Origin of the sequence: Streptomyces dryopteridis (genome assembly GCF_049606955.1) — a bacterium.
Taxonomy (GTDB): domain Bacteria; phylum Actinomycetota; class Actinomycetes; order Streptomycetales; family Streptomycetaceae; genus Streptomyces.
The window spans coordinates 238344-250911 of record NZ_CP187113.1; the positions used below are offsets into that span (position 1 = coordinate 238344).

At 71.4% G+C, this 12568-nt stretch carries 12 protein-coding genes; 11 read left to right on the top strand and 1 reads right to left on the bottom strand.

The features are described from left to right. Positions 1-76 precede the first annotated feature (76 nt). From ACN20G_RS01025 to ACN20G_RS01075, 11 genes are all read left to right on the top strand, one after another. Positions 77-604, top strand: coding sequence for a hypothetical protein (locus tag ACN20G_RS01025; RefSeq protein ID WP_424210778.1), 528 nt, complete (start codon positions 77-79; stop codon positions 602-604). Positions 605-750: 146 nt separating this feature from the next. Continuing rightward, positions 751-1413, top strand: a complete 663-nt coding sequence (locus tag ACN20G_RS01030; RefSeq protein WP_424210779.1) for a Crp/Fnr family transcriptional regulator — start codon at positions 751-753, stop codon at positions 1411-1413. Positions 1414-1517: 104 nt separating this feature from the next. Further along, positions 1518-2441: a hypothetical protein gene (locus ACN20G_RS01035; RefSeq protein WP_424210780.1), complete on the top strand. Its 924-nt coding sequence runs from the start codon at positions 1518-1520 to the stop codon at positions 2439-2441. Continuing rightward, entirely contained in the window at positions 2438-4507 is a 2070-nt protein-coding gene (locus tag ACN20G_RS01040) for a hypothetical protein (RefSeq protein ID WP_424210781.1), read from the top strand. Before ACN20G_RS01035 ends, ACN20G_RS01040 begins: the two co-directional genes overlap by 4 nt. Continuing rightward, entirely contained in the window at positions 4497-5375 is an 879-nt protein-coding gene (locus tag ACN20G_RS01045) for a hypothetical protein (RefSeq protein ID WP_424210782.1), read from the top strand. Before ACN20G_RS01040 ends, ACN20G_RS01045 begins: the two co-directional genes overlap by 11 nt. Positions 5376-5532: 157 nt before the next feature. Further along, positions 5533-7509 carry a hypothetical protein gene (locus ACN20G_RS01050; RefSeq protein WP_424210783.1) on the top strand — a complete coding sequence of 659 codons (1977 nt, stop codon included), beginning with the start codon at positions 5533-5535 and terminating at the stop codon, positions 7507-7509. Further along, positions 7506-8222 (top strand): hypothetical protein, encoded by a 717-nt coding sequence (locus tag ACN20G_RS01055; RefSeq protein ID WP_424210784.1) that lies wholly within the window; start codon positions 7506-7508, stop codon positions 8220-8222. Before ACN20G_RS01050 ends, ACN20G_RS01055 begins: the two co-directional genes overlap by 4 nt. A gap of 56 nt (positions 8223-8278) precedes the next feature. Further along, entirely contained in the window at positions 8279-8491 is a 213-nt protein-coding gene (locus ACN20G_RS01060) for a helix-turn-helix domain-containing protein (protein WP_424210785.1), read from the top strand. A 33-nt stretch (positions 8492-8524) separates the two neighbouring features. Then, positions 8525-9646, top strand: coding sequence for a hypothetical protein (locus ACN20G_RS01065; protein ID WP_424210786.1), 1122 nt, complete (start codon positions 8525-8527; stop codon positions 9644-9646). 222 nt (positions 9647-9868) lie between these two features. Further along, a complete protein-coding gene (locus ACN20G_RS01070; RefSeq protein WP_424215318.1) occupies positions 9869-10333 on the top strand; it encodes a DoxX family protein in 465 nt (154 codons plus the stop codon). A gap of 259 nt (positions 10334-10592) precedes the next feature. Then, the gene (locus ACN20G_RS01075; protein WP_424210787.1) at positions 10593-11612 is read left to right on the top strand and encodes an AraC family transcriptional regulator; all 1020 of its coding nucleotides are present in this window, start codon (positions 10593-10595) and stop codon (positions 11610-11612) included. A 63-nt stretch (positions 11613-11675) separates the two neighbouring features. Here the strand turns inward: ACN20G_RS01075 and ACN20G_RS01080 are convergent, their stop codons facing one another. After that, complete coding sequence (locus tag ACN20G_RS01080; RefSeq protein ID WP_424210788.1) at positions 11676-12566, bottom strand: SDR family oxidoreductase; 891 nt, start codon at positions 12564-12566, stop codon at positions 11676-11678. Positions 12567-12568: the final 2 nt, after the last annotated feature.

Here is a 12568-nt window from a genome sequence, read left to right on the forward strand (position 1 = left end):
GGATCCCCTTCCGACCGGCGGCGCCGCCGCGTTCACACCCTTTCCGATTCGGGAAAACGAAAGACAAGGAGTCCCGGTGCCATCCAGCGGGAAAACGGTGGTGCGGGGGCGGGGCCTGCCCGTGTTCTGCGCCCTCGTCGCGGCGGGCGCGGCCACCGGCGCCCTGATCACCGTCATCGACCCGGTCGGCTCCGTCGACCTCGCCCTCGTCGGCACCCTGACCGCCCTCGTCTGGCTCTGCTGGCGCCTGGCCCGGAGCCGGGTGGAATTCGACGCCCACGGGGTCACCCTGGTCTCCTTCGCCACCCGCCGGTACCTGGCCTGGGGCGCCGTCACGGACATCACGCACACCAGCGGGCTGAGCGTGCTCGACGCCGAGGGCCTGCCGCGCGGCGTGCCCACCCTCGCCGGCTCGGCCGTCGACAACCTGCTCCAGCGCCGGGGCCGCAGCCGGGTCCGCGCCGCCGCCGACGCCCTGCGCGCGGCCCGCGCGGCGGCCTCCCCCGAGGCCCTGGCCGACACCACCCGAACCCTCCGCCCCGACCCCACCTGGCCCGACCTCCTCCTCCCGACCTCCCTGACCCTGATCCTCCTGGGCCTCTGACATGGCGGGATCCGTCTCCTCACCGGCCGAATCCCGACATCCGTCACCTAAGCGCAAATCTCCCAGGATAACGGTGGAACAGCGCGTTCCCCCGAACTCCCGTGACAACGAGGTGCGTGCTCACTCCCGCCCCTAGCGTCCCTCCCATGACAGACGCGACCTGGGATCCCACCACCCCCGTCTTCCGTGACCTGCTGCCGCCGGAGGCGTGGCGGGCGATGCTCGGACACGGACAACGACCGCACGCCGCCGGTGAACTCCTCCTGCGCCAGGGGGACGCCGGCACGCACGTCCTGGCCCTGACCGAGGGCATGGTGAAGGTGCTCCGTCGAGCGGCGGACGGCAAGGAGACCCTGCTCGCCTTCCGGGGGCCGGGGGAAATCCTCGGCGAGATGGCCGTACAGGACGGCGCCGCGCGGCTCGCCGACGTGGTCACCATCAGCCGCTGCCGGGTCTCGGTCGTCCCCCGCGCGGCCTTCGTGCGGCTCGTCGCGGAGCACGAGCTCGCCCCGGCCCTCGCCCACCACACGCTCCAGCGGCTCCGGCAGCGGATCCAGTCCTCCGAAGGACCCGTCGTGCGCAGACTGGCCGAGGCCCTGATCCGACTCGTCACCGTCACCGGCAGCCCCCGGGTCGCGGTCTCGAAGGCCGAGCTCGCCCAACACCTCCAGGTGAGCCGCAATTCCGTGCTCGACGCACTGCGCGCGTACGGGCCGGGGCGTGTCCTGTCCGAGCACAAGAGCATCACCGTCGTCGACCGCGAAGCGCTGGCGGCGTTCCTCTCGCCGCCCTTCGACGGCTCGGCGTGACCGGGGTCACCACGACCGTGCTCTGCCGGAGCAGACGCCGAGGCCCGGTCCGGGCGAACCTCTCCTCACCGCGCGACTCACCCTCGACAGCACCGGAGGACACCATGGAACAGCACGCCCGCGACCTGGCCCGGACCGGAGACGTCCCCTACACCCGGAGCCGACGACTGCCCGCCGTCCGGGGCATCCTGGCCGTGGACGCGAAGGACTTCACCGGACGGCCGGCGATCGAACACGAGACGATCAGCCGGGCGATCCCCGAGGTGCTCCGCATCTCGCTGCTCCGCGCGGGCCTGGCCGAGGTCTGGGACGGGCGGCTCTTCCCGGCCTCGACCGGGGACGGCTACGCCTTCGGCTTCGAGCCCTCGTTGATGCCGCTCGTGCTGAGCCCCTGGCTGGACACCCTGCAGGACACGCTCTCGGAGTACAACGTCCATTCGCTGGGCACCGCCCCCCTGCGCCTGCGAGCGAGCCTGCACCTGGGCCCGCTGCCCGAGACCGGTGACGGATTCGGCGGCCAGGGAACGGCCCGCAACGACACCCACCGCCTGCTGGACTCCGTCCCCGTCAAGGCCGTCCTCTCCTCGACCAGCGAGAACGTCACCCACGTCGCCGCGATCCTCTCCGACCGTTGCCACCAGGACTGCGTGGCGAGCGGCTACACGGCCCTGCACCCCGACCGGTTCATCGAGGTGTCCGCCTCCGTCCCCGGCAAGGACTTCTCGCAGCGCGCGTGGATCCACGTCCCCGTGATCTCGGGTCCGCTGCGCGACCACGGCGTCCTCGGCCCGCAGGCCCAGGCGCCGGCGGCCCCCGAGCCGCAGGACACCCCGCCCGCCGCGCCGGCCGGCACGAACACCACGTACAACGCCGACGGGAGCAACATCAACACGGGGACGGTGCACGGGGGTCAGAGCGTGAGCAACCAGCACGTGGCCGGGGACCACGTCGGCGGCAACAAGGCCCGCACCGTCCGCGGCTTCCAGGGCGACCGGGTCCGCGGCGACAAGCACCAGGGGCGGGCGTGACCACCGCGGAGACCACGGAGGCCGCGGACCCGACCGCGCCCCCACCGGTCACCCCCACGGTCCACAACACGTACAACTACAACGCCTCCAACGGCAACATCAACGCGGGCACCGTGCACGGCGACCAGGCCACCGACAACCAGTGGTCCGCCGATCCCGACCCGGCGAGGCGCCCCCGGGTCCACGAGGGACCGATCCCCCGCGCCGAGGTCGAGGAGGCCATCCGGGGCTTCGCCGTCCCCACGTGGTGGCCGGAGGCCAAGGAGGCGCTGGCCCAACGCGTGGTCTTCCTCGCGGGCGAACCCGGCTCCGGCCGACACACCGCCGGCCTCAACCTGCTCCACGAACACTGCCGGGACGTGACGGCCCTGCGCGCCGTGGACAACGTGCCCCTCGACACCTGGCGCCCCAAGGACCGTGACGCGCGCGGCTACCTGATGGAGGGGCATTTCCCCGACGGCCCCGACGGCCCCATCGGCCCCGGGGCCCTGGGGCACCTGCGGGCCCTCTTGGAGGAGGCGGACTCCGTTCTGGTGATCACCCTGGTCGACGACCCGCACATGCTGCGCGCTCTCGCCCGGGACCTGCGGATCGCCCCCGTGCGGTGCGTTCCCCCGGCGCCCGATCGGGTCTTCACCAGCGTGTTCGAGGCGAGGGTCCGCCACGCCTCCGAGCGGGCCCGGCTGTTGAGCGCCGTGCCCATCGGTCTGCTCGACACCCTGCTCGACTCACGTCTGATCCCCTCGGACGTGGTGGAACTGGTGCGGACGATCATCTCGGCGGACGGTGCGCGGGATCGACTGGAGGACCTCGCCGAACGGGTGGGGCATCGGTCCGAGGAGGGTGTGTCCGAGCTCGTGACCTTGTTGCACGACAGCCCCGAGGCCCTGGCCTTTCTCGTGGCGACGGCCGTCTTCGAAGGACTCGACCACCGGATCGTCCGCGAACAGGCCGACCGGTTGCTGGCCCTCTCCGACGGGGCACTGTCCTCGGTGCTGCAGCCCAGCCCAGACTCCGGCGGTGCGGCACGGCCCAATCCTGATTTCGCCCTGCGCCATTCGCTCGCCTCGCTGCTCGTGGCGATCACGGCCCGATGCGGTGCGGCCGAGGTCCGCACCACCGGCACCTACCCGCACCGGGTGGAACCGGTGACCTTCATCCGGCATCGGAGGGCCGAGTCCGTGCTGCGGCACATCTGGCGCGAGTACGGGCAGTTCGCCACGATGCTCACCTCGTGGCTCCGCGACGTGCCCCCGTACATGGAACTCACCGAACCCGTCGGCAGGGTGATGGGGATGGCCGCGGGATGGGGTGGCGGGCGGCAGGCGTTGCATCACATCACCGACCTGGCGGGCTCCGAGCGGGTGACAGGTCGCCAGATCGCCGCGCATGCGCTGGGCATCGCCGCCGAGGACCCCGTCCTGGTCGGCGAGGTCCGTCACAAGCTGGCCGGCTGGACCAGGTCGCCCGATCCGCGCCTGCGCTCCACGGTCGCCTTGGCCTGCGGCAGCGAGTTCGGGCTCGCACGCCCCGACCTGGCCGTGGACCTGCTGGGCAAGCTCGTCTCCCACGCCGGCGCCGACCCGGCCCATCCGGCCGGTGACGTCGCCCGGGCCCTCCACCGACTCCACCGCGCGGGGTTCGAGGAGGCCGTGTTCGACCGGGTGCACGCATGGAGCGGCGACCCGGCCCACGAGTCCACCGGCTTGGGTCTCCTGGCGGGGCTCATGCACTCCCCCGACTGGTTCGCGCGGCAACTCGCCGAGGACACCGTACGGGGCGATCGATTCGTTACTCTGCTCCACCGGGCCCTCGACTCCGATCCGGTGTTCGACGCGACGTCCCGTGCCCTTCTGACGTGGTGCGACGACGCCTCCCGTGACGACGGCCTCGCCGCCGTCCTTCCCGACCTGCTGACGCGGCTGTCCCGCTCGCCGAGTCGCGGCACACTGCGGCTGTTCGTGGAACTGGAGCGGCGGGAGAAGGCCGATCCGCGGGCCCGGGACATCGCCCGGGCGGTCATGTCGGCCTGGCGTGAGGAAGGAGGGGCGCGGCATGGCGGGTGACGATCACCCCGAAGTCCTGGTGCGGCCGCTCTCGCGTGCGCCGTGGCGGGAGATCATCTCGTACCGCTGGTCGTGCCCGAGGGACCGTGCGCTCGTGCTGACGAACCACGTCGGGGAATCCTTCGTGCTGGGGCGTTCCGGGGATCCCGAGGCCCCGGACGCGGCGGAGACCTCGCCCGAAGCCTCCGGCGCGCCTCCTCTCACCGGTCGGTACGCCAGTGCCCACACCGTGTTCACCGCTCCGCGCGTCCACTCGCGGCGGATCGGTCTGCCGTCACCCCGGGGGCCGGAGCGGGTGGACCTGTGGGTGTCCTGGTGGGTACACGATCCGGTGCGGCTCGTGCTCTCCCGGACGGTCGGGGGGTGGTTCCACGTCCGCGACCACCTGACGCGGGAACTGCGCCACCTGGCCGAGCGGCACGCGGCCTCCGGGCGGACGCTCACGGCGGGCGAGTTGGCGCGGCACTTCGCCGCCCCGCTCCGGATCGGCGAGGTGGGTCTCGGCTATCGGCTCGTCGACGTGCGCGGGCCCGAGGACGGCGAGGACCTGGACCTCGTGGGCGAGGGCACGCCCGCGCCGTTCGCCTGGCGGAACGTGAGTCGTGAGGAGTTCGAGTTCTGCCTCCGGGTCCTGCGCGAGGGTCCGCTCTCCCTGACCGCCCTGTGGTTGACGAGCAGGCCCGAGGAGGTACAGGAGGTCCTCAGGTGGTCCGTGGAGCACGCGAAGGTCCTCGCTCCCGCCGACGGACAGGGGCAGGTGGCGGAACTGCTCGCCCAACTGTCCCCGCAGGAACGCGCGGCCCTGTCCGGCCTCCTGCGCGAACGCGTGGCCCGAATGGCCGGGGGCTCCTTCGGGTCTCGGCCTTGACCGTCGTCCATCCATCCGATCGGAGGCATCCGTGACCATGCACCCCACTCACCTCTCCCAGCCATCGGCTGCGGACTCCACGCACGGAGCCTCCAGCGAGTCACGGGAGGCACCCTTCCCTTTCGCGGAGGTTCTCGACGCTCAGGATCCGAACGCCATGGCCGCCCTCGCTCGAATCCTGCCGGACCGGACCCTGGTGTTCGCCACAGGCTCCTCGATCAACACCGGAACGAATTTCGGAGATCAGCACACCTCCTCGGCCCCTGCTCCGGAGACACGAGCAGCCCCTCGTCAAGGGCCGGTCTCCCGGGAAGCGCTGGCCCGTCTCAAGGAACGCTTCGTACCGACCGACGCGTATCCGAGGACCTTGGCCGCATTGGACCGGGGTCCGGTGGTTCTCTTCGGTACCCCTGGCAGCGGGCGTCTCACCCTCGCGCTCGCCGCGTTGACACACGGGCACGAGGATCCGGTCGTCCTCCAGGTCGACGGCACAGTGGATCTGGCCTCGTGGGTGCCCCTGCACTCCGGCGTTCACGGCTATCTCATCATGTCGGCGCCCGATGCCCCGCCACTCAAAGAGTGGGACCTTTCCCGCCTGGCAGACCTGATGGACGAGAGCGGCGCGCGTCTGATCGTCCTCCGGTCCGAGAGTACCGAGGCGCTCCCCCCGTGGAGCGAGGATCTGGGGGATCGGGTGGTACTCCATCGCCCCCCGTCGGCCACCGACGTATTCCTGTCCCATCTCGTGGCCATGATTCCGGACCCCTTCGAACGACGTCGCAGGATCCTGCCGTTTCTCCCCGGACTCCTGCCGCACGTCCTGGTCCCCGGGTTGCCCCCACGTCAGGCCGTGCGCGTCGCCGAGGCCGTTCTCCGATCCGATCCCGGCATCGGACAGGTCTCCCGCGTTCGTGACGAGCTCATCGCCGCCTGGGCCGACGACATCGCGAAGGCGGCGAACGAGCGGCGCGAATTGTGGGGGCTCGTGCTGTCGCTCTGTGTCCACGGAGGCAGAGGGGTCGACCTTGTCCTGCGTCGAGCGAACGCCCTGCTCGGTCTCGTCGCGCGCGACAGCCCCAGAGCGGCGGCGTCCTCCATGACGCGCATGGACCTCCACGATCTCCTTCCCTCATGTGGGGCAACCTCGACGGTCGTCCAGGACACGGGGAGGACAGCCGTGACGGTCGATTTCCTGTGGGCCTCCGTGGCAGGGGCCGTCTGGGGAATCGTCTGCCGTGATCACGGGCATCTCCTGCCCGCCATTCACACGTGGTTGACCAGCCCCGACGCCGAGGAGACGGAACTGCCCTCTCTGGCCAGGGCATTGGCGACGATCTCCCGCCATGTATCCGGGAGCGCCTGGCCCCTGCTTCATCACGTCGCCTCTTCGGGAGCACCCTTCTCGTCGGAGATCGCCGGCATGGCCCTCCGATCGGCCATCGCGCGGAGGGGCGGTGACAACCAGGCCATGACCCGCACACTGCACGACTGGAGCCTGTCACCCGATCCCGCTCTGCGAAGGGCGGTCGTACATGCCTGCGGTCCCACCGGTGACACCGAGGAGCTGGGTCACGCGCCGGCGGCGCGCCTGCTGCATTCCGCACTGCGCGGACAGCCCGCCGAAAACCCCCGAGATCCAATGGTGTTGACGGCCACCGAGGTGATGAGTCGGCGCTTCGCCGGTGCCGACAGCGGCACCCGACGCAACCTGCTCCGCCACACGGCCCGCTGGGGCAGGGAAGAGGAAGCGACCGGCCACGTCGCGGCCGTCCTCACGGTGAGACTCATCCGCACGGAACGCGACTGGTTGGTGGGCGAGTACAGGAGCGGCAGGCCGCTCACCCACCTCGCCGTCTGTTGTGCGAACGCGCTGGACTCCCCCGTCCACCACCCATCGACCCGAGATGCGCTGCGCGAATGGTCACGTGCCGCCGAGTCCGACCCTGCGGGCCGCAGCACCCTCACCGGCCTCTACCGAGAACTCCTCCGGCTGAGGTCGCACGGGTTCATGCGCCTGCTGCGCTCCTTCGAACGCGACACCGAGGGGACACCGGGTCGGGAACCGGCCCTGGAGATTCTCGCCACGTGGCGTCGCCTCATCCACCACGAATCGACAGAACGGGGAGCATCATGACCACCACCGTGTACAGGACCCCACTCTTCGTGACGATCGAACGAAGCCTGCCGGCCACTGCCGAGATCCCCGGTCCATACCGCCCACACCCCGGGGCCGCCTCCCTCACCTTGCGGGATGCCCGCACGATTCTCTACGACCGGACTCGCCCCGAAGAGCAGCGCGACCCTCTGTGGCACCACGTCGGCAAGCTGGCGCGCCGGCCACACGAGGACCCCGCAGGGCGCATGGCCGCACTCTGGATAGCACTGCCCGGACTGCGTCGTACCGCCCGCAACATCAGCGAACGGTTCCACATCGCCCGTGAGGACGTGGAGTCCGAACTCCTCACGTGTTTCCTCGAGTCCGCACGCGACGCCCCCGACGTGCCGGCATCGGGGCATTCCGTTCTCCGGTCGGCCTGTTCGAGGGCGTGGTCCCTGCCCAGGAGGCATCCGGGAGAACACAGCACGGCGGACGTGGACACCACCGTCACCTGTGCGGGGGTCTCTCCCGAGGATCGCTGGGCGATCGAACTCAACGGCCGGGAGCGACCGGACGGCTTGGCGGCCGACATCCGGATCCAAGTCTCCGGGGAGGGCGCCGAGGGGATACGGCTCGGGGCCCTGGCTGCTGACTGGGGCCTTGTCTCCCATGTGGACGAAGCACGACTGACACGGCGCGGGCGAACCGTCGGGTACTTGTCGCTGCGTCAGCGGCGAGGCACGTCATGAACCACCGGTCCACGGCAACCCTCAGCTTCCGAGAGCTTTTCGATCTCCCTGTCAGCGTGAACCTGGAGACAGCCGCTCGCGCCTTCGGCATGTGCCTGGGCACGGCCTATCGATTGATCGACCAAGGTTCCTTTCCGTGCGCGACCATCCGCGTCGGGCGACGCCATCGGGTGCTGACCTCCGAACTGATGCGTGCCATCGGCATCGAGGAGCGCCCCGTCTTCGCCGAGGACGTCAGCAGGGGGGTGGCCCTGACCCTCTTCGACTGATCCGGCCATCCACAGCGCGACAAAGGAGTTGCCATGCCGACCTGCTTCGTTCTCGGCCCCGATTCCGAGACCCCGGCCCTCCATCAGCACCGCTTCCAGGTCTTCCACGCCGACGTACTGACACCCGTGTGTTCGCAGCTCGGATTCACGCTGCTGCCCATCCACCGCCCCGACATTACCGAGCCCGAGTCCACGGCGTGGCTGGACGGCCTGCTGGGTGCCGACGTGCTCATCGCGCACCTGTCCGGCCGGGGAACGACATTCGGATACGGACTGGGGCTCCGACACATGATCGGACGACACACGTTCCACGTGAACGAGATCGGGCTGATCTCCCCCGATCTCGGATCCGCCCCCGTCATCCTCTACCCACAACTTCCCGGAGGGCTCACCGAGGCCCGGCTGCGCATCCAGACCGCCTTGTCCGAAACCGTGTCGGGCACCTCTCCGACACTCATGCCTCCGGCACGAGCCCTCCTCCGAGAACCGGCAATCGCACCTGTCACCGAGCCCGAAGGCTCCGCCCTCTGGGCGGACGACTCCTTTCCGGAGGACGGTCCCGGCACGCTGGACCACATGGCTTCCGCCGAGGAGGCGATGGCCGCGCTGGATGAGGACATGGCCAAGGTGGGTGCCGCCTTCGGCGACCTCCTGGCCATGACCGAACTCATCGACGAGGACATGCGACGGTCGCACAACCCCCGGACCCCGGGCAACAAGAGCCTGGTTGTGCTCAATCGATTCGCCCGATCCCTGGAGGGTCCGGCGGCGGAGTTGGAAGAGGCATCCACCGCCTTCGCCGAGCACGCGGGCGTCATGGTGCAGGCCATGGGTTCGTACCTCGTGTGGATGCGGGAGATGCCGGGAGAGGAGGGACGGGAACCGGCTCGGGACATACTGGAACTGAGTCGCGAACACGCGGCACAGATGGCGCCCGTCCTGGCGCAGGCCCAGGAGTTCAGTGCCATGTTGCGGTTCCTGAGTCGAACGAGCCGGCGCATGCGCAAGCCCGCGCGCAGCATCGATTCCTCACTCCGTCTCCTGCTCGGCAGCTTCGACGTCCTGCGGGGCTGGAACCCGGCCACCGATTCCCACGCATCCCCCGGGGATCCGACGGACCCGTCGGATCCCGCGCATCCCGACGATCGAGCGTGACGATCTCGACGGCCGGAAGGGGTTGGTCCGGGGGCCGGCGTGGCCGGATTCCCGGTGCCGGTGGGGGTGGGGTTCGTGACACCCTTCCCCTCGGCCGGGGTCGGCACGGTGTTCGAGCGGGGCGCGTTGCCCGTGCCGTCTCGTGACGGTCCGGCGCTCCCCCACGGGCGCCCGCGGCCGTTCACCGTCCCCCCACGTTCGAGGAGAACCCCCGTGTCCGAGTTGTCCCGGCGGATCGATTCCGCTCGTCCTCATGTCCTCGGTCTGTTCCGGATCGTCGTCGGTCTGTTGTTCGCCGTGCACGGCACCGCCTCGTTGTTCGGGGTGCCGGAGAGCGGGCGGGCCGCGGCGGCCTTGGGGAGTTGGCCGGGCTGGTACGCGGCGGTGATCCAGTTGGTGTGCGGGGTGCTGGTGATGTTGGGGCTGGGGTCCCGCAGCGCCGCGTTCCTGGCCTCGGGGTCGATGGCCTACGCGTACTTCACGGTGCACCAGGGCGCGGCGCTGTGGCCCTCGCAGAACAACGGCGAGAGTTCCGCGTTGTTCGCCTGGGCCTTCCTGTTGCTGGTGTTCACCGGGCCGGGCGCGTTCGCGGCGCAGCGGCTGTTCGTGCGGCGCGGCGCCTCCGGGGTCGGTGCGCCCGAAGCGGCCGAGGGGGCCCGGGCGCGCAGCGGAGCGGCCGCCGTCTGATCTCCTCGCGAGCCGTCGAGGATCCTGCCCCGGGTGCGCATGTGCCCGGGGCAACGCCGTGTTCCGGGGGGCGTGTCGTTCCTCGGCGTGGGCGCGTCGGCGCGCACAGGGGCGCGCGGTATCGTCCCGCGCGGGTCTCCCGTCACTCGGGGCAACCGACCGGTGCCGGAAACGGTCTTCGGGAGGGGCGCAGCCTTAAGAATTCCGCAATGAACGACGGCGGGGCCCGGCAGTAGTCTCGAATCCGGGGGGAGCGGGCATGGACGACGTACTCGGCGATCTGTTGGCCTCGATCAGGTTGGAGGGAGCGTTCCGCAGCCATTGGCGGCTCGGTGCGCCGTGGGGGATCCGGGGGCCGGACGAGAACTGCGCCGTGCTCCACTACATCGTGGACGGCAGTTGCTGGGCCACCCTGGCCGACGAGGTGGAGTTGCCCGCCGGCAGCGGCCACGAGCGCAGTCGGCTGTTGCGGCAGGGGGACGTGGCGGTGTTCCCGTGGGGGGCGCCGCACTCGCTGGGCGACCGGCCCGACCGGGACGGGCTGCCGTTGGCGGCGGTGCTGGCCGATCGGCGCCCGGAGGCGCCGGGGGTGGTGCGGCTGCCGGGGCCGGGGCCGGAGACGGCGATGTTGTGCGGGGGGCTGTACTACAACGCGGTCGGCGATTCGACGTTGTACCGGGCGTTGCCGCCGATGCTGGTGCTGGACCGGGCGCTGGTGCGTCGCCGGCCGCTGTTGCACCACACGTTGGCCGCGCTGGCCACCGAGCACCATCCGGACCCGGCGGAGCGGCAGTTCATCAGCGTGCGCGGGTTCGAGACGGCGCTGGTGCTGGCGCTGCGGCTGGCGTTGACGGGGGATGCCTCGCGGCGGCTGGCCGACGACTATCCGTCCTTGCGGGCGCTGGGCCATCCGGGGATCGGGCGGGCGTTGACGGCCGTGTACGCGCGGTTCGGGGAGCAGTGGACGGTGGATCTGCTGGCCCGGGAGGCTCGGATGTCGCGGACGGCGTTCACGGCGGTGTTCCGGGAGTTGGTGGGCGAGAGCCCGGGCCGGCATCTGACGGCGCGCCGGATGCGGGAGGCGGCGCGGCTGTTGGGGGAGACGGACAAGGCGGTGTCGGTGATCCCGGCCGCGGTCGGCTACCGCAGTTCGGTCGGTTTCCACCTGGCGTTTCGCAAGTGGGCGGGGATGACCCCGGGCGAGTACCGCGAGTCGCGGCAGCCGCCCGCGCGCGCGTCGGCGCCGGCGGCGGTGCCCGTGGGCTCCTGCACGGTGTGAACGCGCGGACCGGGCCCGGCCGCTCCCCACGCGGGGAGCGGGCCGGGCCCGTCGCGGTGTGGGTCAGTTGGCGGCCCAGACCTGCCAGTTCCGCGCCGCGATCCACTCGGCGGCGGGGGTGGGGGTGATGCCGAAGGCGGCCTCGGCGCCCGGTGCGGATTCCAGGAAGCCGGCGCCCTCCTCGGTGACCGCCCACTTGTAGGTGCCGGCGATGCCGGCGGCCGTCTCGGGCCCGAACGCCTGGGCCAGCCCGCCCTCGAACTGCGCGGGCTCCAGCGGGATGTAGCGGACCTCGCGGCCCAGGGCCGCGGTGAAGCGCTCGGCCAGTTCGGGGCCGGTGAGGGACTCGGGGCCGCCGAGGTCCAGGGTGCGGCCGGTGAGGTCCACGTCCAGGAGGGCCGCGACGGTGGCCGCCGCGAGGTCCTCGTGCGAGAGCCAGGCCACCTTCACGTGCGGGGGCAGCGGGAAGGCGAGTACCCCGTCGTTGACGAGGGAGGGCCCGGAGATGGGGCTGTAGAGGTTGTCCAGGTAGATCGGGGGCCGCAGGGCCGTGGTGGGCACCCCGGAGTCGAGGAGGATCCGCTCGGCCTCGCGCCGGGTCTCGAACCCGCTGTACTCGGTGACCTGCTCGGGGACGCGGGTGTTGCCGTTGACCACGAGCCGCTCCACGCCCTCCTCGCGGGCCGCGCGGGCGATGTTCCGCGCGTAGCGGGCGACGGTGTCCCGGTCGTACGCCTGCGGGATGGTGACGGAGACGCGGGTGACGCCGGCGAACGCCTTGCGGACGGCGTCCGCGTCGCCGAGGTCCCCGGTGAGCACCTCCACGCCGGGCACGGCGCGCTCGGGGGCCGGGGCGTTGCGGGCGAGGCCGCGCACGGTCTCCCCGCGTTCGGCCAGCAGCCGGGCCACGGCCCCGCCCTGGAATCCGGTCGCGCCGATGACGAGTACGGTCATGG